This is a genomic window from Cellulomonas sp. PhB150 (genome assembly GCF_003755175.1).
In the GTDB taxonomy this organism is placed as follows: Bacteria; Actinomycetota; Actinomycetes; order Actinomycetales; family Cellulomonadaceae; genus Cellulomonas.
Window position 1 is genome coordinate 553,720 of sequence record NZ_RKHX01000003.1, and the last position, 19,633, is coordinate 573,352.

A 19,633-nucleotide genomic window follows, 5' to 3' on the forward strand; every position below is an offset into this window, starting at 1 on the left:
CGACGCACGAGAACCCTCCTGTCACGGATCGACCGTGACCGCCGAGACCAGAGGAGGTGGGTATGAGCCTGCGTCCGTACGAGATCATGATCATCCTCGACCCCGAGATCGAGGAGCGCACCGTCGCTCCCTCGCTCGACAAGTACCTGTCGGTCATCACGACCGACGGTGGCTCCGTCGACAAGGTCGACATCTGGGGTCGTCGCCGCCTGGCGTACGACATCAAGAAGAAGTCCGAGGGCATCTACGCCGTCGTCGACTTCAAGGCGACGCCCGCCACTGCCAAGGAGCTCGACCGTCAGCTCGGCCTCAACGAGGTCGTCCTGCGGACCAAGGTCCTTCGCGCCGACGCCTGAGTCTGTGCGTATCCGCTGACGCATGTCACTGCATGCGGATAGCGTGCGCCTGACCACATACGACGTACATCGAACGAACGAGGAGATGGCATGGCCGGCGAGACCGTCATCACGGTGATCGGGAACCTCACGGGGGACCCCGAGCTGCGCTTCACCCCGTCTGGGGCAGCGGTGGCCAACTTCACCGTCGCATCCACCCCCCGCACGTTCGACCGCCAGAGCAACGAGTGGAAGGACGGCGACACGCTGTTCATGCGCTGCTCGATCTGGCGGGAGGCGGCCGAGTCGGTCGCCGAGTCGCTCACCAAGGGCACCCGCGTCATCGTGACCGGCCGGCTCATCCAGCGTTCGTACGAAACCCGTGAGGGTGAGAAGCGCACGGTGGTCGAGCTGCAGGTCGACGAGGTCGGCCCGTCCCTCCGCTACGCCACGGCCAAGGTCACCCGGACTCAGCGTTCGGGTGGCGGCAGCTTCGGCGGCGGCGGGGGCGGCGGCTACAGCGGCGGCCAGGGCGGCGGCAACGCCGGCGGTGGCAGCAGCCAGCAGGAGGACCCGTGGGCCACGCCCGCAGGTGGCTCCGGCGGCGGCGGCTACTCCGACGAGCCCCCGTTCTGATCTAGCCCTCCCAGACAAGACCCCCATCCCCGAGCAACGGCAACGCTCGGGGCTCCACTCCACCAAGGAGGAGCACCACGATGGCTAAGGCCGTGGTCCGCAAGCCCAAGAAGAAGCAGAACCCCCTCAAGGCGGCGAAGATCGATGTCGTCGACTACAAGGACACCGCGCTGCTGCGCAAGTTCATCTCCGACCGCGGAAAGATCCGTGCTCGCCGTGTGACCGGTGTGTCCACCCAGGAGCAGCGTGCGATCGCACGCGCCGTCAAGAACGCCCGCGAGATGGCCCTGCTGCCGTACTCGTCGTCGGCTCGCTGAGAAAGGAGACACTCATGGCCAAGATCATCCTGACCCACGAGGTCACCGGACTCGGTGCCCCGGGTGACGTCGTCGAGGTGAAGGACGGGTACGCCCGGAACTACCTCATCCCCCGCAGCCTGGCCACGCCGTGGACCAAGGGTGCGGAGAAGGACGTCACCGCGATCCGCAAGGCCCGCAAGGCCCGCGAGATCGCCACGCTCGACGACGCCAAGGCGATCCGCGACTCGCTGCAGTCCAAGCCTGTCGTGGTCACCGCCAAGGCCGGCGAGGCCGGTCGCCTGTTCGGCGCCGTCACCACCGCGGAGATCGCCGAGGCCGTCAAGGCCTCCGGCGCCCCGCAGATCGACAAGCGCAAGGTCGAGATCGGTCAGCCGATCAAGTCCCTGGGCGAGTACAAGGTGTCGGTCCGTCTGCACTCGGACGTCTCCGCCACGGTGACCGTCAAGGTCGTCGCTGCCTGACCTCAGGTTCGAGAACGACGAGAGCGCCCCGCCCCCGAGAGATCGGGAGCGGGGCGCTGTCGTCGTACGGGAGAGATCAGGCGACGCCGAGGTAGGCCTGCTTGACCGCCGGGTCGGCGAGCAGGTCCGCCCCCTTGCCTGAGGTCGTCACCTCACCGGTCTCCAGGATGTAGGCCCGGTCGGACCGGGACAGCGCCTGCTGCGCGTTCTGCTCGACGAGCAGGATCGTGGTCCCCTCCGTGTTGATCTCCGTGATGATGCGGAAGATCTGCTGGATCACCAGCGGGGCGAGTCCCATCGACGGCTCGTCGAGCAGCAGGAGCCGCGGGCGGGCCATGAGCGCGCGGCCGATGGCGAGCATCTGCTGCTCACCGCCGGACAGCGTGCCGCCGACCTGCGTGCGCCGCTCGAGCAGGCGCGGGAACAGCTCGAAGACGCGGTCGACGGTCTTGTCGTGCTCCGCCTTCGTCTTGAACGTCCGGGCGTAGGCGCCCATCTCCAGGTTCTCGACGACCGTCATGCCCGGGAACACCCCGCGGCCCTCGGGCGCCTGGACGATGCCGGCGGTGACGCGCTCGTGCGCCTTCATCCGCGTGATGTCCTTGCCGTCGAACCAGACCGACCCGCGCGCCACCGGGCGGATGCCCGAGACGGCACGCATGGTCGTGGTCTTGCCCGCGCCGTTGGCGCCGATCAGCGTCACGAGCTCGCCGTCCTCGACGGTGAGCGAGATGCCGCGGACGGCCTCGATGCGGTCGTAGGAGACCGTCAGGTCCTTGAGCTCAAGCAGTGGCATCGTCGGGCACCCCCAGGTAGGCGGCGATGACGGCGGGGTCGGAGGAGACCTCCGCCGGCAGGCCGTCGGCGATCTTGCGGCCGAACTCCAGCACGACGACGCGGTCGGTCACTCCCATGACCAGGCGCATGTCATGCTCGATCAGCAGGACGGTGTAGCCGTCGTCGCGGATCTTGCGGATCAGGTCCATCAGCGACTGCTTCTCCGCCGGGTTGAACCCGGCGGCGGGCTCGTCGAGGCACAGCAGCTTGGGCTGCGTGGCCAGGGCCCGGGCGATCTCCAGGCGGCGCTGGTCGCCGTAGGAGAGGTTGCGCGACTTCTCGGTGGCGCGGTTGCCGATCCCGACGAACTCCAGCAGGGCCATGGCCCGCTCGAGCGCGTCGTGCTCCTCGTGCCGGTGACGCCGGCTGCGGAAGACCGCGCCCGGGACCGACGTGCGGTGCCGGGCGTCCGTGCCCACGACGACGTTCTCGAGCGCCGTCATGTCGGAGAACAGCCGGATGTTCTGGAACGTCCGGGCGATGCCGAGCCGGGTGATCTGGTTGCGCTTGATCGTCCCGATGGGGTTGCCGTCGAACATAACCGCCCCCGACGTCGGCCGGTAGATGCCCGACATCGTGTTGAAGCACGTCGTCTTGCCCGCGCCGTTCGGGCCGATCAGCCCGAGGATCTCGCCGCGGCGGATGTCGAACGTGACCCCGTCGAGGGCCGTGAGGCCGCCGAACTTCACGGTCACGTCCTTCATCTGCAGCAGCGGCTCGCCGACTGACGCGTGGATGTCCCGGTCCGAGGCCACGACCTCCGCTACGTGCGACTCGTCGGCCAGCTCCGGGTCGACCGCGGACAGGTCGATCTCGACCGCTTCCTCGACCCCGCCGTCCGGCAGGTACTCCTCGGGGGTGGATCCGCCGACCATCTCGTCGGTGCCGCGGAACTCCTCGTCGTGCTCGGAGCCTGCTCCGATGCCTCCGGGGCTGCTCATCGGGCACCTCCCTCGGTGTCGGTGGCGGCCGCGGGAGCGGGCGCGGGCTTGCGGTTCAGGGCGAGGGCGGCCTTGCGGGTGGCGACGTAGATCGCTCTCCCGTACGCCAGGAGCTTCTGCCGCGCCGGGATCAACCCTTGTGGCCGGAAGATCATCAGCACGACGAGCGCGACGCCGAAGAACAGGTACTTGTAGTTGGCGATCTCATTGCCGTCGATCGGGATGCCGAGCAGCTCGGTGCGCCCGAGGAAGAAGTTCGGCAGGTAGACGATGACGAACGCGCCCAGGATCACGCCGAGCTTGTTCCCCTGGCCGCCCAGGACGACGGCGCACAGGAACAGCATCGAGTTGATGACGTTGAACGTCGTCGGGACCACGAACTGCACCTGGCCGGCGTACAGCGCGCCGGAGAGCCCGCCGATCGAGGCGCCGATGATGAACGCCCAGAGCTTGAACTTGAACGTCGGCACGCCCATGATCTCGGCCGCGTCCTCGTCCTCACGGATCGCCACCCACGCGCGGCCCACGCGGGACCGCTCGAGGTTCCCGACGATGAGCAGCACGATGATGATGAAGACGATGCTCACCCAGAACCACCAGGTCCCGGAGTTGAACGGTGCCGTGCTGTTGCCCGCGGAGAAGACGCCGTTGGGTCGCGACTCGGACACGCCGGCGACCGGGTAGGCGATCTTGGTCAGGCCCTGGCCGCCGCGCGTGAGGTTGGTGAGGTTGTCGGCCAGGAGGCGGACGATCTCGCCGAAGCCGAGCGTGACGATGGCCAGGTAATCGCCGCGCAGCCGCAGGGTCGGTGTGCCGAGGATGAGCCCGGATATCGCGGTGATGGCGATGGCGATCGGGAGGGCGAACAGCCACGCCCAGTCGCGCGAGAGCCAGTCGTCGGTGAGGTTCCACGGGCTGTCGGGGCTGGTCAGCAGGCCGACCGTGTAGGCGCCGATCGCGTAGAAGCCGACGTAGCCGAGGTCGAGAAGACCCGTCTGGCCGACGACGACGTTGAGGCCGATCGCCAGCAGGGCGTACATGCCGAACTGCGCCAGGACGCCACCGAAGTCGGTGCCGACCGTGGTCAGAACGGGCGGCCGGATCACCGGCAGAAGGGCGATGAAGACAATGAACGGCACGCCGATCAGCCACTGAGTGGGGCGGGCGAGTGCATCCCACCACAGGCGGAGCTTGTCGCTGAAGCTGAGCTGCAGCGTGGGTCTGGTGGTCTCGGTGCTCATGCTCGTGCCCTCCCGAGGGACTCACCCAGGATGCCGGTAGGTCGGATCATCAGCACCAGGATCAGCACGACGAACGCGACCACGTCACGCCACTCCGTGCCGAACAGCGCTTGGCCGTACAGCTCCATCACGCCGAGCAGCAGGCCACCGAGCAGGGCGCCGCGCAGGTTGCCGATGCCACCGAGGACGGCGGCGCTGAAGGCCTTGATCCCGAGGATGAACCCCCCGGAGTAGATGACGCCGCTGGGTACCCGCAGTGTGTAGAGCATCGCCGCGGCGCCGGCCAGCAGGCCGCCGATGAGGAACGTCAGCATGATGACGCGCTCGCGCGAGACGCCCATGAGCGTCGCGGTCACGGGGTCCTGCGCCACGGCTCGGATGCCGCGCCCGAACTTGGTCAGCGTCACGAACCGCTCTGTCGCGAAGGCCAGCAGGAGCGCGGCGATGACGATGACGATCTCGACGTTCGTGACCTCGGCGCCGAAGACGCTGAACTGCACGGAGGGCACGACGAGCCGGATGGGCTGCTGGGCGATCGATCCGCCGAGCTCGTTGTTGGTCAGCTTCGGGAGGACGAAGTGCACGAACTCCTGGATGACGAACGAGGCGCCGATCGCGGTGATGAGGAAGACCAGCGACGGTGCGCCGCGCTTGCGCAGCGGTCTGTAGGCGACCCGCTCGAGCCCGACGGCGGCGCCGCCGGAGACGATCATGCCGCCGATCATGGCGAGCAGGAGGTACGTGACCGTCATGATCGTGCCCTGCGTGTACGCGTCTCCGCGAGGCGTGAAGCCGAGCAGCATGAGCATCGCGTACTGCCCGAACATGCCGAGCATGAAGATCTCGGAGTGGGCGAAGTTGATGAGCCGCAGGACGCCGTACACGAGGGTGTAGCCGACGGCGACCAGTGCGTAGATGGACCCGTAGGTGAGTCCGTCGATGGTCAGGGCCCAGAAGTTGTCGACGAGGGACTGGACGTTGAAGTCGATCACCCCGTCGGCGAGGACTTGGCCGGCCGACATGACGGCGCTCATGGTGCTCCTAGGTGGGTGGGAGGGGCAGTGCAGCACGGCGGCCGGGCCCCGAAGGAACCCGGCCGCCGTGTCGTCGTCACTTGACCTGGTAGATCCAGATCAGGGCCGAGGCGAGCTCGCCCGTGGCGTCCCACTTGTAGTGGCGGGCCAGGCCGTCACCGTCGTAGCTCTTGACGAAGTCGACCAGACCGGCGCGGTCCTTCACGCCCGAGTCGATGCCCTTGAGCATGATCGTCGCGAGGTCGTAGGCCTCGACCGAGTAGACACCCGAGTCGATGTTGAACTTGGCCTTGTAGTCCGCGGCGAACTTCTCGGGCGCCGGGCCGCAGGGGCAGCTGAGGTAGGCGTCCTTGGCAGCCGAACCGGCCTGCTTGACGAACTGCGGGTCGTTCGTGCCGTCGGCCGAGACGAAGGCCGCCGTGACGCCGGCCTCCTTGAGCTGCGACGCGAACGGCGCGCCCTCGGCGTAGTAGCCGGCGTAGAAGACGGCGTCGGGCGCCGCGGTCTTGATGATCTGGACGGTGGCGGAGAAGTCCTTGTCACCGGCCTTGACCTTGGCGGCGCAGGACGAGTCCGCGGCGTCGCCGAGGCCCGACGTGATCTGGGCGGCCAGGCCCACGCCGTAGTCGGAGTCGTCCTGGACGACGCAGACCTTGGCGAACTTCAGCGTGTTGACGAGGTAGGCGGCGACCGACGGCCCCTGGACGGCGTCGTTGGCGAGGCCGCGGTAGAAGTTCGTCCAGCCGTTCTTGACCAGGTCCGGGTTGGTGGCCGAGGCCGTCAGCGAGAGCAGGCCGGCGTCGGAGAACACCTGGCCGACGGCCGCGGTCTCACCCGAGAACGCCGGGCCGAGCAGGCCGATGACGCTCTTGTCGCCGACGATCGACGGCGCGACCTGGGTGGCCTTCTGCGGGTCGCCCTCGGTGTCGAACTCCTTGACGGTGACCTGGCAGCCGGCGTTCGCCGCGTTGTGCGCGTCCACGGCGAGCTTGGCGCCGTTGAGGATGTTGATGCCCAGGGCGGCGTTGGGGCCGGTCAGGGCGCCCGCCATGGCGATCGTGACGGGGTCGCACTTGGCGGACCCGTCACCGGCCGGGTCGGCGGCGTTCGAGGTGTCCGCGGCGGGGACCTCCTCGCCCTTGGTGTCGATCTGCACGACCGGCTGGATGCTGAGGTCGCCGGACGCTGCGGCCGACTCGCTGCCCGATGCCGTCGGCGTGTCGCCGGAGTCGTCCTTCGACGAACAGCCGGCCAGCATGAGGCCGGCGACGAGCACCAGAGCGGTACCCGCCATCTTGGGGGTGGAACTACGCATGAGCTGCTACCTCCGTGGAATGAGCACGATCCGTCGTTGCCGACGTCCGTGTCCCGGCCGCGTGCGTGCCAGGGCTGGTCGCACCGTAGAGCGACAGAGTTACCGGTGAGTTTCGTTCTGCGCAAGGTTCGTGACGATTGGGCATCGACCACATCACGGATGCATCACGGCCACCAGGTGGACGGGACGGTCGTGAGACACCTGGCTGCGCTGCCATGTGCGTACTCTGCAGGCCCGCGCCGCTGAGCGCGCGCTGTGGGCCGCGACACGCCGCTCAGGCCCCGGTGACCATCCAGGTCCCGCCGCGAGCACGCCACCCGGTCGTGACCGCACGCGCCGCCATGAACACCCCGGCGAACGCGACCCACAGCCACACGAGTCCCGCGGTTCCGTCCGGCGCCCACGCGCGCACGGCCAGCGCCGCCGGCAGGTAGACGACGAAGGTCAGCACTCCCGCCCACGCGAGGAAGCGTCCGTCCCCGGCGCCGATCAGCACGCCGTCGAGCACGAACACCCACCCGGCCATCGGCATGGTCACCGCGGCGACGACCAGCGCCGCGATCGCGGCCGCCCGGACGTCGTCGTCGGGCGAGAAGAGACGAACGTACGTCCAGGCCGTGCCGCCGACGACTAGCCCGAGCGCCGCTCCACCCGCGACTCCCCACTGCAGGGTGCGTCGCAGCACGGCGCGGGTCCGCGCGACGTCACCCGAGCCAAGGGCGTGCCCGACGAGCGCCTGGGCGGCGATCGCCAACGCGTCGAGCGCGAAGGCCGCGAGCCCCCAGACGGCGTTGACGACCTGGTGCCCCGCGAGGGTGACCGCGCCGAGGCCCGTCGCGACCCAGACGGTCACGAGGATCGCGGCCCGCAGGCTCAGCGTCCGCACGAGGAGCGGCCCGCCCGCACGCGCGTTGGCCGCGATCCCCCGGGCGTGCGGGGTCAGTCGCGCCCCGGCGTCGCGCGCCCCGCGAGCGACGACGACGGCGAGGACCGCACCCATCGCGAGCTGGGTCGCGGCCGTGCCCGCCCCGGAGCCGGCGATGCCGAGGTCGAGGCCGTAGACGAGCGCGATGTTGAGCAGCGCGTTGACGACGGCGCCGCCAGCCGCGACGCCGAGCGGCGTGCGGGTGTCCTGCAGGCCGCGCAGTGCGCCCGTGGCGGCGAGGACGACGAGCATCCCGGGCAGCCCGGGCGCCGACCAGTGCAGGTAGATGACGGCCTGCCGCGCGACCTCGTCGTGCGCACCCAGCGCGCCGACGAGCCAGCCCGCGCCTACCCACAGCGCGGCGGCGAGCAACGCGCCGACGCCGAGCGCGAGCCACATGCCGTCGACGCCCATCTGCATCGCGCCCGCCCGGTCCCCCGCCCCGAGCCGTCGTGAGACCGCCGCGGTCGTCGCGTAGGCGAGGAAGACGCAGAGCCCGACGGCGGAGACGAGGATGGTGGATGCGAGGGCGAGCCCCGCCAAGGGCGCCGTGCCGAGGTGCCCGACGACGGCCGAGTCGACCAGGACGAACAGCGGCTCGGCGACGAGAGCGCCGAGCGCCGGCACCGCGAGGGCGAGGATCTGCCGGTCGACGACGCTCGAACGCGCGCGCGGGTGTCCATCAGATGAAATGGGGCCGAACTCTCCGGTCGATCCACACCCGGTGCATGACGAACGCACGGGTGGCGGGCCGTTTTCCCGGTTGCCGCGCCCACCAGTATCCACATCACTGTCCACGGTCTGTGGACAAGAACGGACATCGTCCACAGTCGCGCGCACATCGAGTCCCCCGGTTGTCCACAGGGTGGGCTGTCCCTTTCCCCAGCCTGGCGCGGGTCCTGCACAGGCCGCGTGCGACGTTTGGTCAGGGGCCGTCGGGCGCCTAGCGTCGCGTCCGCGAGGCGCCGTCCTGTGGACCGGCGAGCTGGGGATGTCAGACCCTCTCGGGAACATGTGTTCGAACGGCGACGACAGGGGACCCAGGTGACGATCGAAGAGCTCGAGTACGGCATGCCTTCTGAGGCGAGCCGCGGCGGTGGCGGCTACGACCGCACCCCGCCGCAGGACCTCGACGCGGAGCGCTCGGTGCTCGGCGGCATGATGATCTCGAAGGACGCGATCGCCGACGTCATCGAGCAGCTGCGGGGCACCGACTTCTACCGTCCGGCGCACGAGGTCGTCTACGACGCCATCCTCGACCTGTACGGCCGCGGCGAGCCGGCCGACGCGATCACGGTCGCGGACGAGCTGACCAAGCGCGGCGAGATCGGCCGCATCGGCGGCGCCCCCTACCTGCACACCCTCATCTCGTCGGTCCCCACCGCCGCGAACGCGGGCTACTACGCGCGGATCGTGCGCGAGCGCTCCATCCTGCGCAAGCTCGTCGAGGCGGGCACCCGCATCGTCCAGCTCGGCTACGGCACCGACGGCGGCGACGTCGACGAGCTGGTCAACAACGCCCAGGCCGAGGTCTACGCCGTCACCGAGCGCCGCTCGTCCGAGGACTACCTGGTGCTCGGCGACATCATCGGCGGCGCGGTCGACGAGATCGAGGCGGCCGGGCACCGCGGCGAGGGGATGGTCGGCGTGCCGACCGGGTTCTCCGACCTGGACCGGCTCACGAACGGGCTGCACCCGGGGCAGATGATCGTCCTGGCCGCGCGGCCGGCCATCGGGAAGGCGCTCGCGCTCGACACCCCGCTGGCCACCCCCACCGGCTGGACGACCATGGGCGAGGTCCAGGTCGGCGACCAGCTCATGGCCGCCGACGGGACTCCGACCACCGTCGTCGCCGCGACCCCCGTGCTCACCGGCCGGCCGACCTACCGGGTGACGTTCGACGACGGCACGCAGATCGTGGCCGATGCGCTGCACCAGTGGGCGACGAGCACGCGTGCCGAGCGCCGCCTGCGCCGCGGGGACTCCTCGATCCGCACGACCGAGGAGATCGCGGCCACGGTGCGTTGCGCGACCGCGGACGCGCGCGCCAACCACTCCGTCGCGACCGCCCAGCCGCTGCACCTGCCCGAGGCCGACCTGCCGATCGACGCGTACGCGCTCGGCGTCTGGCTCGGCGACGGCCACTCCGCCTCCGCGCGGTTCACGAGCGCCGACCCGGAGATCGCGATGCTGATCGAGGGCCGCCTCGACGAGCTTGCGGACCATGATGCCGAGTCGAGTCTTCGCGGTCTGGGCGTGCTGAACGACCGCCACATCCCGGCGTCCTACCTGCGGGCGAGCGAGCAGCAGCGGCGCGACCTGCTCGCGGGGCTGCTCGACACCGACGGCACGGTCAACCCGACCGGCAGCGTGCAGATCGCGCTCACGAACCACCAGCTCGCGCAGGACGTGCGCGAGCTCGTCCACTCGCTGGGCTACCGCACGGGGTGGTCCACGAAGTGGGTTCAGGGCCCCTCCGAGGCCTCGTCGACCGCATACACCTTGACCTTCACCACGGACGACACGGTCTTCGCACTCGAGCGCAAGAACCTCGTCCACAAGGAGCGCCGCCGCCCGTCGACTCCTCGCCTGACGCAGCGTCTGATCGTGACCGTCGAGCCGATCGAGAGCGTGCCTGTCCGCTGCGTCGAGATCGCTCACGCGTCGCACCTCTACCTCGCCGGCCGGTCCATGGTCCCGACGCACAACTCGACGATGGGCATCGACATCGCCCGGTCGGCCTCGATCAAGCACGGTCTGACGTCCGTGGTGTTCTCGCTCGAGATGAGCCGCAACGAGATCGCGATGCGTCTGCTTTCGGCCGAGGCGCGTGTGCACCTGCAGAAGCTGCGCAACGGTCAGATGGGCGAGGACGACTGGGCCAAGATCGCCACGACCATGGGCAAGATCTCCGAGGCGCCGCTGTTCATCGACGACTCGCCCAACATGTCGCTGATGGAGATCCGCGCCAAGTGCCGCCGTCTCAAGCAGCGCCACGACCTCAAGCTCGTCGTCATCGACTACCTCCAGCTGATGACGTCCGGCAAGCGCGTCGAGTCCCGCCAGCAGGAGGTCTCGGAGTTCTCCCGAGCGCTCAAGCTGCTGGCCAAGGAGCTCGAGGTCCCCGTGATCGCGATCTCGCAGCTGAACCGTGGCGCCGAGCAGCGCACGGACAAGCGCCCGCAGATGAGCGACCTGCGCGAATCCGGCTCGATCGAGCAGGACGCCGACATCGTCATCCTGCTGCACCGCGAGGACGCCTACGAGAAGGAGTCCCCGCGCGCCGGCGAGGCCGACGTGATCGTGGCCAAGCACCGAAACGGGCCGACGGACACGCTGGTCGTGGCCTTCCAGGGGCACTACTCGCGATTCGTGGACATGCAGGCCTGACTCGTCGTCCCTTGCTGTCGAGATGCGGCTGTCGAGATGCGGCCTACTTTAAAAATCCGCACCGGAAACATTAAATACGGAGTCCTTACAAACTAGCGGTCGTCGGGCACGGCAGCTCGCCGTCGTGGCCCCGGGGAGGATGCTCCGGTGGCGCCCAAGCCGGAGTCGGCGCGGCCGGCAGGTCGCGCGGCGGTTTCTCGTTCGGCATCGATGAACTTTCCGGCCTGGCTGTGGGGCGGACACCCGGAGGGTCTGGCTACCAGCGCCGCCCTGAACCCGCGTGTCGGGAAGGATGGCGCGCTCGAGGTGCAAACCAACGAGTCCCATCTGCGGCGCGCCAGACCTGGGCTCGTGGACGACGCCGTCGCCTGAGGGCATCTGGCGATCCGAGTCACGGCGCAGCATGGCTGGCCGACCAAGTCACTTGACCGACGTAGTGGTGTGACGCTACGGAACTTGCCGCCCCGGGCCGGCTGCGGGGCCGTTTCGTCCAGCCGAAGCGTTACGTGCAACGCGCCGTGTTCCTCGAAGAGCCGCTGGAGCGCGGATCGCACGTCTTCCCATGCTTGATCGGGTGAGCGGCCGGGAGTTGGTTGGAGCTGGACCGAGAACGTGTCTGGGGAGGTTTGCACGATCTGATGCCGTTCGACGGCGTGTGTTTGTTCGACGGCGAGAGTGAAGGCGAGGGAGGGATGGAGACGAGGCGACCTGTGTCGTCCGTCAGTGTCACCACGTCTGACGCCCGTCTACGCACCCGGATGGCGGGGAGTCGATTCCCGCAGGCACATTGACCGGGGTGCTGCAGGACGCTGTCGCTTAGGTCGTAGCGGAGGATCGGCTGGATGCGGTTGGCGAGGTTGCTGAGCAGCACGCTGTGCGACTGCTCTCCGGGTGGCGTAGGCGTCCCGTCGGCATTCACCGGCTCGAGCCGTACCCAGTCCCCGACTTGTCGGTCAACGCGGGCTCCTCTCCGGCCCGGGTGGCGGGCATCACTTCAGCGTGCGGCTGACCAGCTCTTCAGTTTGGCGGGCTGGCAGTGCAGCGTGCGGCCGTGAAGCTGGCCTTAGAGGCGAGCTTCGCGGTGGGTTTGTGGTTGACGCCTGGCTCTACAGCCCGAAGGCGCCGCCTTCGATGAGGATGACGATGCCAAGGCCGATGAGGACGAGGGGGAACAGGACGTGTTCCCAGCGTTCGAGGACTTCGGCGACTGGTCGTCGGGTAGCGACGAAGCGCGCGGCGAGCACGAGGACGGCGACCAGGGCGAGGAACACCACGGCGTAGGCGGCGGTCGCGGCGGGGCCGACGGTGAGGAAGACGGGGACGTAGACGCCGATGTTGTCTCCGCCGTTGGCGAAGGTGACGGCGGCGACGGTCCAGACGGCGACGGCTTTGCCGGGGTCGTCATCATCGTCGTCGCGGTTGCGCCAGGCCTGCCATGCGGCATACAGGCCCAGGAGCAGGGGGATGAGGCCGAAGTAGGCGATGGCGTCTTCGGGCAGGAAGGCGTTGGCGCCGAGTGTGACCAGGACGGAGGCGACCAGGATGGCGCCGAAGCCGATGTACTGGCCGGCGATGATCTTGGCGGTGGTGCCCGGGGCGCCGGCGCCGCGGGCGAAGAACAGTGAGAGCACGATGATGTCGTCGATGTTGGTCACGAGGAACAGACCGACGGCTTGAAGGGCGGCTACTGCCAGGTCCATCGAGGGCCTTCCGGTTGGTTGCGAGGCGAGGCGCGGCGGCGTTGCTCGCCGTGGGGTCAGAGACGGCCGATGCCAGGGAGGAAGCGGCCCACGCGAGCGGCGTAGGCGGCATAGGTCACCCCGTGGGTAGCGAGCAGGTGAGGTTCTTCGACGCCGCGGACCTGCATCTGGATGCCCGCGTAGACCGCGCCCAACCCCAGCAGCGACACCAGGTTCGGGGAAGCCATGGCCAGGCCGGCGAACGTGATCAGCGCGGCAGTGAAGATCGGGTTGCGGACCAGCGCGAACGGCCCTGACGTGACCAGGGTGGTGCGCTCGGCGGGGTCGACGCCGATGCGCCACGCGGTGCCCATGGCCAGCTGCGCGGCGTAGGTGCAGGCCACCCCGACAGCGGCGACCACGAGCGCTGCCGTGCGCAGGACGGGCGAACCGAACGGCGAAGCGCCGGGATCGGGCCCGAGGATCTCGACGACCGGGCCGACGACGCCCACCGCGACCGAGCCCGCTGCGTTGATGCGGTTGGCCCACCACTGCACGGTGCCGGGCGCCGCGGTCGCGAAGCGGAACCCGCTGTCGCCCGTGCGCCGCCGCTGCACGATCATGCGGCCCACTCCTGCCAGCAGCGCCCACGCCACGAACAGGATCAGGCCCAGGATGGAGTACGCGCTCACGACGGGACCGGGTCCGTGGGCGCCGGCTTGACGGCGACGCCGAGGACGAAGTCGCCGAAGAACCGGGTCACGGGCGGGACGGGCAGCCGCATCCCGTGATCCACCAGCGCGTCGGCGAACTCCTCGGCGCTGAACCGGTCGACCTCGGGGTGCTCGAGGAACGTGCGGTAGGACCAGCGCTGCAGCGCATGGCGCGTGACCTCCTCGAAGACGAGCTGTCCGCCGGGGCGCAGCACTCGCACCGCCTCCGCCACCGCGTCGCGCCAGACGGGGACGTGGTGGATCACGGCGAAGTCGACCACGGCGTCCACGACTCCGTCGTCCAGGGGTAGCTCGCAGACATCTGCGACGAGCACCTCCACCCGCGGCCCGAACCGGGCCAGGCGCCGCCGGGCGCGCTCGACCATCGCCGGGTCGAGGTCGACCGCCAAAACGTGCGCAGCATCCCACCGGTCCAGGAGCAGCTCGGCACCGACGCCACGCCCGCAACCCACCTCCACCACGCGTTGGCCGGAGATGCGCGCGCCGAGGCGGTGCAGCAGCGGCAGCTCGTACGCGCGCTGCAGCCATGCTCGCGGCGCGCTGTCGACGAGCATCGTCTCCACGGGATTCATCAGCACAGCAGCCTCCTTGGGATCCTTCGACCTGGTTCGCCTTCACGTCTCAGGGCCGCTAGCATCGACCTATGTCGATGATCGCCGCAAGTCCCGATGTGAGTGGCCGGTCCGAGTTGGCTCCCGCCGGGGCGTTGTTCCGGGGGCTGGGCGACCCGACGCGTCTGGCGTTGGTCCGCCGCCTGGCGTCGGGCGAGGCCCGGGTCGTGGACCTGTGCACCGAGCTGGGCTTGAGCCAGTCCACCGTGTCCTCGCATCTGGCCTGCCTGCGGGAGTGCGGGTTGGTCGACTACCGCGCGCAGGGGCGTGCCTCGGTCTACCACCTGACCCGGCCCGAGCTGATGGACCTGCTCGCCGTGGCCGAGGGTCTGCTGGCGGCGACCGGCAACGCCGTGGCCCTGTGCCCCACCTACGCCGACCCCACCACCACTGACCCGACCGCGGTCGCCATGACGAAGGAGAACGCACGATGAGCGACGCATGCGGCTGCAGCGACGACGAGACCACCCCTGCCGGCCAGGACGCCGAGGAGCACGAGCCCGAACGGCTGTGGGAGGTCAGTGAGCTGCGCTTCGCGGCCGTCGCTGGCGCGCTGCTCCTGGCGGGTTTGGTCGCAGGCTCAATGGATCAGTCCACCGCCGCGACGCTGCTGAACTGGGTGGCGCTGCTGGTCGGCGCGTGGACGTTCGTGCCCACCACGTTGCGGCGACTCGTCAAGGGCAAGATCGGCGTCGGGACGCTGATGACCATCGCCGCGATCGGCGCGGTGCTGCTGGGTGAGGTCGCCGAGGCGGCCGCCCTGGCATTCCTGTACTCGATCAGCGAGGGCCTGGAGGAGTACTCCCTGGCCCGCACCCGCCGCGGCCTGCGGGCGCTACTCAGCCTCGTCCCCGCTACGGCGACGGTGCTGCGCGACGGCGCGGAGAACACCGTGGCTCCCGATGAGCTCCGCATCGGGGACCTGATGCTGGTCAAGCCGGGCGAGCGGGTCGCCACCGACGGCGTCATCCGCACCGGTCGAACCGCCCTGGACGTCTCGGCCATCACCGGTGAGTCGGTGCCCGTGGAGGCCGGACCCGGGCAGAGCATCTATGCGGGGTCGATCAACGGATCAGGGGTCCTGGAGGTCGAGGTCACCACCACGGCCGAGGACAACTCCCTGGCGCGCATCGTGCGGATCGTCGAGGCCGAGCAGTCCCGCAAGGGCGAAGCCCAGCGCCTGGCGGACCGCATCGCCAAGCCACTGGTGCCCGGTGTGATGATCGCCGCCGCACTCATCGCCGTGGCCGGCAGCCTGCTGGGCGACCCCGGAACATGGATCGAGCGCGCCCTGGTCGTGCTGGTCGCTGCCTCGCCGTGCGCCCTGGCGATCTCTGTCCCCGTGACTGTGGTCGCCGCCATCGGTGCCGCCTCCAAGCAGGGCGTCCTCATCAAGGGCGGCGCGGCCATGGAGGCCCTCGGGGCGATCCGCGGTGTCGCCCTCGACAAGACCGGAACGCTGACCCGCAACGACCCCGAGGTCGTCGCTGTCGTCCCCGCCCCGGGACGCACCAGGGAGGACGTTCTGGAGGTCGCTGCTGCCCTCGAGGCCCGTAGCGAGCACCCCCTGGCCAGGGCAATCCTGGCGGCGGTGCCCGCGGTCACTCCGGCGAGCGACGTGGAGGCCGTGCCCGGCGCCGGGCTCACCGGAACGTTCGAGGGCCGGCCCGTGCGTCTGGGCCGGCCCGGCTGGATCCAGGTCGGGTCACTGGCAGCTGAGGTCGAGCGGATGCAGCACGCGGGTGCGACCGCGGTCCTGATCGAACAGGACGGTCAGCTCCTGGGGGCCGTCGCTGTGCGCGACGAGCTGCGGCCCGAGGCCGCCCAGGTCGTGGCCCAGCTGCGCCGCGACGGCTACCACGTCGCCATGCTCACCGGCGACAACACCCTGACCGCCACCGCTCTTGCCCGCGAGGTCGGCATCGAGGAAGTGCACGCCGACCTGCGACCCGAGGACAAGGCCGCACTGGTCGCCCAGTTGCGAACCCAGCGCCGCACCGCCATGGTCGGCGACGGCGTCAACGACGCCCCTGCCCTGGCGACCGCGGACCTGGGGATCGCGATGGGCGCGATGGGCACCGACGTCGCGATCGAGACCGCTGACGTCGCGCTCATGGGCGAAGACCTGCGCCACCTACCCCAAGCCTTCACCCACGCCCGCAGGACCCGGCGCATCATGCTGCAGAACGTCGGACTATCACTAGCGATCATCATCGTGCTGATGCCGCTGGCCCTGTTCGGAGTCCTGGGTCTGGCCGCCGTCGTCCTCGTGCACGAGGTCGCCGAGGTCTTCGTCATCGCCAACGGTGTCCGCGCCGGTCGCACCCGGCCCCTGCCGCAGTACGCCGTCCCGGGAACGGCTACGAGCTTCGAGCATCCAGCCGGGGTGACGCGGTGACCGTATCGCCCGTGCATCTCCGGCCGAGCGCCGACCGTGGCCCCGCCCGGCGACGCCTGGCGGCAGCCACTGTGGCCGCACTGGTAGCCGCCGTCGACCTGGGCGCGAAGGCATGGGCGGTGAACGTGCTGCACGACCGGGTGATCGACCTGGGCGTGGTCGAGCTTCGTCTGGCGTACAACCCCGGCGTCGCCTTCTCCGTCGGGACCGGCGCGCCGACCTGGCTCGTGCTGACGGCGACCGCGCTCGTCACCACTGCGGTCGGCGTGTTCGCCTGGCGGACCGCCAACACTGCTTCGCGCGGGCGGCTCGCCGCCCTGTCTCTGGTCCTCGGTGGTGCCATCGCGAACGTCGTGGACCGGGCTGGAGACGGAGTGGTCACCGACTACCTGCACACCGGATGGTGGCCCACCTTCAATCTCGCCGACAGCGCGATCATGACCGGCGCAGCCCTGCTGATACTCACCACGGTCCGTGACCGCACACCCGACGATGGCGCCGTGTCACGCACACCTGTCGGCCCAGGAACCGAGGTGCCATGAACGACTTGCACACACCGGGCATCCCTCGACACCCCGCCCCGGCGAAGCGAAGGCCTGCGGCCATTGTCAGAGCCGCGGTTCTCATGTTGGTAGGCACAGTCGCAGCGGTCTTGCTCGCCGCGTGCACCTCAGCGGCCAGCGGCGGGCGCACGCCCGACGGCACTGAGGCGGGGTACATCTCGGGGGATGGCACCGTCGCCACCTGGGAGGTCGCAGAACGCGGTGAGCCGGTCCGCCTAGTCGGCAAGGACTTCACCGGGACGGACGTGGACACCGGCGACTGGGCCGGCGACGTCGTGGTGGTCAACACCTGGTATGCGGCGTGCCCGCCGTGCCGGGTAGAGGCACCCGACCTGGTCGCCGCCGCGGAGGACTACGCCGCCGAAGGGGTGCGCTTCATCGGCGTCAACGGGACCGACGACGCCGGATCGGCCCAGGCTTTCGAGCGACAGTTCAACATCCCCTACCCGAGCATCCACGATGCGGACGGGACCGCGATCGCCGCCCTGCAGGGACAGATCCCGGTCGAAGCCGTTCCCACGACCGTGGTGCTGGACCGGCAGGGGCGGGTGATGGCACGCATCATCGGACGGGTTGACCCGAGCACCCTTCGTGAGCTGATCGACACCGCCCTCGCGGAGGCTGCGTGAGCGCGGGGTTCTGGCAGGACTTGGCCAGCACCTTCCAGGAGACGGCGTTCTCCGGGCCGATGCTCTTGGCGGTGCCCGTGGCCATCCTCGCCGGGATGGTGTCCTTCGCCTCACCATGCGTCATCCCGCTGCTGCCCGGGTACTTCGCCTACCTCACCGGGATGAGCGGCGCCGCCACAGGGCAACGGTCGAAGAGGGTCCTGCTCACCGGTGTCGGCCTGTTCGTCCTCGGCTTCTCAGCAGTCTTCGTTCTGCTCGGGGTCGCGTTCGGCTCCTTGGGCGTCGCGGTGCGCCCGTGGCTCGCCGTGGTCATGCCCGTGATGGGCGCCGCCGTCGTGCTGATGGGCCTGTCCTTCCTTGGATGGATCCCGAGCCTCCAGCGCGAACGGCGCCTCCACCTCAACCCCCGCAAGGGAGTGCTCGGCGCACCGCTGCTGGGCATCGCCTTCGGCTTCGGGTGGGCTCCGTGCATCGGGCCCACCCTGGCGACCGTCTTGTCCCTGTCCCTCAGCGAGGCGAGCGCCCTACGAGGCGCACTCCTGGCTACGGCATACGCCGCCGGGCTCGGCATCCCGTTCTTGCTGATCGCCCTGGGGGCACACCGCTCCACGGCCGCGGTGACCTTCCTGCGCGAGCACCGGGTCGCGATCATGCGGATCGGCGGGGCGATGCTGGTGCTGATCGGCGTCGCTCTGATGACCGGGCTGTGGACCACGTGGACCCAGGGCCTGCAAGGGCTCATCGGAGGCTTCGTCACCGTCATCTGACAACCACCAAGCCGCGCTACGCATGCACGCGCGTCAGGGCAGAAGTCGGTCGATCCAGCTGAGGACTGGTCCGATCACACGCCGCTCGTGCCAACGACGCTCCACCACGAAGGCGCGGGCCCGCTGGATGACCGCGCGCCCGCGACCGGCCAATGACGGCCGTCGGCGGTCGGCGGCTTCGGTCGCTCGCCGGTTCAGGTACCTGGCGCATCCGGCACAGACCGCGACCTCCGGGTGCGCGCCAAGATGGGACAGCTCGTCCTGTGCGAACGTGCCGCCGCAGCACCAGCACAGAGTGTCGAGCGTCTCGAGCGGCGACTCGGGCAGTGCAGTCACGACAGCACCTCCACCAGTTGGTCCTCGGAGGGCGACCCTGCCAACCCTTCGCCCGTCGAATAGAGCCTGCAGCTGAGCCCAGCTGGCGTACCCGGGCGCCCGAAGGGGTCCGCACCGTCCAGGAGGATCGTCGGCGATCCGATGAAGCCGACGCGCGCCGCGTCCTCAGCGGTCTCTACCCGCTCAAGAGCAATCGCAACATCCGCGTGGCCGGTGTGGTCCAGCGCCGCCCGCAGTCGTTGCTCAGCCAGCCGCCAGTTCGGGCATCCATCGAAGTAGCGAAGCGTGACGTCCACAGGGCCATCGTCGCACCGACGCTCCAAGAGCCTCCACAGCCGAGGGAGACCACTCGTAGTTTGACCGGGAGTCGATCTGATGGGCTGATCGGCCAGAGTCCGACGCTCGGGCCTAATCAATCTGTCGTGCATCTCGACAGATGTCGATGTCGAGATGCAAGATTGTCGAGATGCAAGATTGTTTG

22 protein-coding genes are annotated in these 19,633 nt (G+C 69.6%); 11 read left to right on the forward strand and 11 right to left on the reverse strand.

The genetic code is table 11. The features are described from left to right. The first annotated feature begins 62 nt into the window (after window positions 1-62). The 4 genes from rpsF to rplI all read left to right on the forward strand — a co-directional run bounded on the left by rpsF (window position 63) and on the right by rplI (window position 1,752). Window positions 63-356 (forward strand): 30S ribosomal protein S6, encoded by a 294-nt coding sequence (gene rpsF / locus EDF34_RS12855; RefSeq protein WP_123371858.1) that lies wholly within the window; start codon window positions 63-65, stop codon window positions 354-356. A 90-nt stretch (window positions 357-446) separates the two neighbouring features. Beyond that, window positions 447-971 carry a single-stranded DNA-binding protein gene (locus EDF34_RS12860; RefSeq protein WP_123371859.1) on the forward strand — a complete coding sequence of 175 codons (525 nt, stop codon included), beginning with the start codon at window positions 447-449 and terminating at the stop codon, window positions 969-971. Between the two features lie 80 nt (window positions 972-1,051). Continuing rightward, on the forward strand, window positions 1,052-1,288 hold the full coding sequence (gene rpsR / locus EDF34_RS12865; RefSeq protein ID WP_123371860.1) for a 30S ribosomal protein S18: 237 nt from the start codon (window positions 1,052-1,054) through the stop codon (window positions 1,286-1,288). A gap of 14 nt (window positions 1,289-1,302) precedes the next feature. Further along, the gene (rplI, locus tag EDF34_RS12870; RefSeq protein ID WP_123371861.1) at window positions 1,303-1,752 is read left to right on the forward strand and encodes a 50S ribosomal protein L9; all 450 of its coding nucleotides are present in this window, start codon (window positions 1,303-1,305) and stop codon (window positions 1,750-1,752) included. Between the two features lie 76 nt (window positions 1,753-1,828). On the opposite strand, the gene EDF34_RS12875 is transcribed toward rplI, so the two are convergent. The 6 genes from EDF34_RS12875 to EDF34_RS12900 all read right to left on the reverse strand — a co-directional run bounded on the left by EDF34_RS12875 (window position 1,829) and on the right by EDF34_RS12900 (window position 8,738). Then, window positions 1,829-2,548: an ABC transporter ATP-binding protein gene (locus EDF34_RS12875; RefSeq protein WP_123371862.1), complete on the reverse strand. Its 720-nt coding sequence runs from the start codon at window positions 2,546-2,548 to the stop codon at window positions 1,829-1,831. Then, entirely contained in the window at window positions 2,535-3,530 is a 996-nt protein-coding gene (locus tag EDF34_RS12880) for an ABC transporter ATP-binding protein (protein ID WP_123371863.1), read from the reverse strand. Before EDF34_RS12880 ends, EDF34_RS12875 begins: the two co-directional genes overlap by 14 nt. Then, window positions 3,527-4,771: a branched-chain amino acid ABC transporter permease gene (locus EDF34_RS12885; protein ID WP_123371864.1), complete on the reverse strand. Its 1,245-nt coding sequence runs from the start codon at window positions 4,769-4,771 to the stop codon at window positions 3,527-3,529. Before EDF34_RS12885 ends, EDF34_RS12880 begins: the two co-directional genes overlap by 4 nt. Further along, window positions 4,768-5,805, reverse strand: coding sequence for a branched-chain amino acid ABC transporter permease (locus tag EDF34_RS12890; RefSeq protein WP_123371865.1), 1,038 nt, complete (start codon window positions 5,803-5,805; stop codon window positions 4,768-4,770). The genes EDF34_RS12885 and EDF34_RS12890 overlap by 4 nt, the downstream gene beginning before the upstream one ends. Window positions 5,806-5,881: 76 nt before the next feature. After that, window positions 5,882-7,120, reverse strand: coding sequence for a branched-chain amino acid ABC transporter substrate-binding protein (locus tag EDF34_RS12895; RefSeq protein WP_233575372.1), 1,239 nt, complete (start codon window positions 7,118-7,120; stop codon window positions 5,882-5,884). A 274-nt stretch (window positions 7,121-7,394) separates the two neighbouring features. Further along, window positions 7,395-8,738: an MATE family efflux transporter gene (locus EDF34_RS12900; RefSeq protein ID WP_123371945.1), complete on the reverse strand. Its 1,344-nt coding sequence runs from the start codon at window positions 8,736-8,738 to the stop codon at window positions 7,395-7,397. A gap of 378 nt (window positions 8,739-9,116) precedes the next feature. Between EDF34_RS12900 and dnaB the strand changes: the two genes are divergently transcribed. Next, window positions 9,117-11,435 (forward strand): replicative DNA helicase, encoded by a 2,319-nt coding sequence (dnaB, locus tag EDF34_RS12905; protein WP_123371946.1) that lies wholly within the window; start codon window positions 9,117-9,119, stop codon window positions 11,433-11,435. Between the two features lie 147 nt (window positions 11,436-11,582). Next, window positions 11,583-11,807: a hypothetical protein gene (locus EDF34_RS17420; protein ID WP_148076626.1), complete on the forward strand. Its 225-nt coding sequence runs from the start codon at window positions 11,583-11,585 to the stop codon at window positions 11,805-11,807. A 734-nt stretch (window positions 11,808-12,541) separates the two neighbouring features. Here the strand turns inward: EDF34_RS17420 and EDF34_RS12910 are convergent. The 3 genes from EDF34_RS12910 to EDF34_RS12920 are packed head-to-tail and all read right to left on the reverse strand — an operon-like array spanning window position 12,542 to window position 14,420. Beyond that, the gene (locus EDF34_RS12910; protein WP_123371867.1) at window positions 12,542-13,135 is read right to left on the reverse strand and encodes a cadmium resistance transporter; all 594 of its coding nucleotides are present in this window, start codon (window positions 13,133-13,135) and stop codon (window positions 12,542-12,544) included. Between the two features lie 56 nt (window positions 13,136-13,191). Then, window positions 13,192-13,806 (reverse strand): isoprenylcysteine carboxylmethyltransferase family protein, encoded by a 615-nt coding sequence (locus tag EDF34_RS12915; protein WP_199737874.1) that lies wholly within the window; start codon window positions 13,804-13,806, stop codon window positions 13,192-13,194. After that, window positions 13,803-14,420 (reverse strand): class I SAM-dependent methyltransferase, encoded by a 618-nt coding sequence (locus EDF34_RS12920; protein WP_233575383.1) that lies wholly within the window; start codon window positions 14,418-14,420, stop codon window positions 13,803-13,805. Before EDF34_RS12920 ends, EDF34_RS12915 begins: the two co-directional genes overlap by 4 nt. Window positions 14,421-14,491: 71 nt before the next feature. Between EDF34_RS12920 and EDF34_RS12925 the strand changes: the two genes are divergently transcribed. Genes EDF34_RS12925 through EDF34_RS12945 form a run of 5 tightly spaced genes read left to right on the forward strand, consistent with a single transcriptional unit; the run spans window position 14,492 to window position 18,816 of the window. After that, the gene (locus EDF34_RS12925) at window positions 14,492-14,893 is read left to right on the forward strand and encodes a helix-turn-helix transcriptional regulator (protein WP_123371869.1); all 402 of its coding nucleotides are present in this window, start codon (window positions 14,492-14,494) and stop codon (window positions 14,891-14,893) included. Further along, window positions 14,890-16,857, forward strand: coding sequence for a cation-translocating P-type ATPase (locus tag EDF34_RS12930; RefSeq protein ID WP_123371870.1), 1,968 nt, complete (start codon window positions 14,890-14,892; stop codon window positions 16,855-16,857). Before EDF34_RS12925 ends, EDF34_RS12930 begins: the two co-directional genes overlap by 4 nt. Continuing rightward, the gene (locus EDF34_RS12935) at window positions 16,854-17,399 is read left to right on the forward strand and encodes a signal peptidase II (RefSeq protein WP_233575374.1); all 546 of its coding nucleotides are present in this window, start codon (window positions 16,854-16,856) and stop codon (window positions 17,397-17,399) included. The genes EDF34_RS12930 and EDF34_RS12935 overlap by 4 nt, the downstream gene beginning before the upstream one ends. Beyond that, complete coding sequence (locus EDF34_RS12940; RefSeq protein ID WP_123371872.1) at window positions 17,396-18,049, forward strand: TlpA disulfide reductase family protein; 654 nt, start codon at window positions 17,396-17,398, stop codon at window positions 18,047-18,049. The genes EDF34_RS12935 and EDF34_RS12940 overlap by 4 nt, the downstream gene beginning before the upstream one ends. Next, entirely contained in the window at window positions 18,046-18,816 is a 771-nt protein-coding gene (locus EDF34_RS12945; protein ID WP_123371873.1) for a cytochrome c biogenesis CcdA family protein, read from the forward strand. The genes EDF34_RS12940 and EDF34_RS12945 overlap by 4 nt, the downstream gene beginning before the upstream one ends. 33 nt (window positions 18,817-18,849) lie before the next feature. On the opposite strand, the gene EDF34_RS12950 is transcribed toward EDF34_RS12945, so the two are convergent. Both EDF34_RS12950 and EDF34_RS12955 read right to left on the reverse strand, forming a co-directional pair. Then, window positions 18,850-19,152 carry a hypothetical protein gene (locus EDF34_RS12950; RefSeq protein ID WP_123371874.1) on the reverse strand — a complete coding sequence of 101 codons (303 nt, stop codon included), beginning with the start codon at window positions 19,150-19,152 and terminating at the stop codon, window positions 18,850-18,852. Next, on the reverse strand, window positions 19,149-19,448 hold the full coding sequence (locus EDF34_RS12955; RefSeq protein WP_123371875.1) for a thioredoxin family protein: 300 nt from the start codon (window positions 19,446-19,448) through the stop codon (window positions 19,149-19,151). The genes EDF34_RS12950 and EDF34_RS12955 overlap by 4 nt, the downstream gene beginning before the upstream one ends. Window positions 19,449-19,633 lie beyond the last annotated feature (185 nt).

What these genes read in the sequence shown, in the direction of transcription:
- rpsF (WP_123371858.1), top strand. Translation starts at nt 63, where the DNA reads ATGAGCCTGCGTCCGTACGAGATCATGATCATCCTCGACCCCGAGATC.
- EDF34_RS12860 (WP_123371859.1), top strand. Translation starts at nt 447, where the DNA reads ATGGCCGGCGAGACCGTCATCACGGTGATCGGGAACCTCACGGGGGAC.
- rpsR (WP_123371860.1), top strand. Translation starts at nt 1,052, where the DNA reads ATGGCTAAGGCCGTGGTCCGCAAGCCCAAGAAGAAGCAGAACCCCCTC.
- rplI (WP_123371861.1), top strand. Translation starts at nt 1,303, where the DNA reads ATGGCCAAGATCATCCTGACCCACGAGGTCACCGGACTCGGTGCCCCG.
- EDF34_RS12875 (WP_123371862.1), bottom strand. Translation starts at nt 2,548, where the DNA reads ATGCCACTGCTTGAGCTCAAGGACCTGACGGTCTCCTACGACCGCATC.
- EDF34_RS12880 (WP_123371863.1), bottom strand. Translation starts at nt 3,530, where the DNA reads ATGAGCAGCCCCGGAGGCATCGGAGCAGGCTCCGAGCACGACGAGGAG.
- EDF34_RS12885 (WP_123371864.1), bottom strand. Translation starts at nt 4,771, where the DNA reads ATGAGCACCGAGACCACCAGACCCACGCTGCAGCTCAGCTTCAGCGAC.
- EDF34_RS12890 (WP_123371865.1), bottom strand. Translation starts at nt 5,805, where the DNA reads ATGAGCGCCGTCATGTCGGCCGGCCAAGTCCTCGCCGACGGGGTGATC.
- EDF34_RS12895 (WP_233575372.1), bottom strand. Translation starts at nt 7,120, where the DNA reads ATGCGTAGTTCCACCCCCAAGATGGCGGGTACCGCTCTGGTGCTCGTC.
- dnaB (WP_123371946.1), top strand. Translation starts at nt 9,117, where the DNA reads ATGCCTTCTGAGGCGAGCCGCGGCGGTGGCGGCTACGACCGCACCCCG.
- EDF34_RS12910 (WP_123371867.1), bottom strand. Translation starts at nt 13,135, where the DNA reads ATGGACCTGGCAGTAGCCGCCCTTCAAGCCGTCGGTCTGTTCCTCGTG.
- EDF34_RS12920 (WP_233575383.1), bottom strand. Translation starts at nt 14,420, where the DNA reads ATGAATCCCGTGGAGACGATGCTCGTCGACAGCGCGCCGCGAGCATGG.
- EDF34_RS12925 (WP_123371869.1), top strand. Translation starts at nt 14,492, where the DNA reads ATGTCGATGATCGCCGCAAGTCCCGATGTGAGTGGCCGGTCCGAGTTG.
- EDF34_RS12930 (WP_123371870.1), top strand. Translation starts at nt 14,890, where the DNA reads ATGAGCGACGCATGCGGCTGCAGCGACGACGAGACCACCCCTGCCGGC.
- EDF34_RS12940 (WP_123371872.1), top strand. Translation starts at nt 17,396, where the DNA reads ATGAACGACTTGCACACACCGGGCATCCCTCGACACCCCGCCCCGGCG.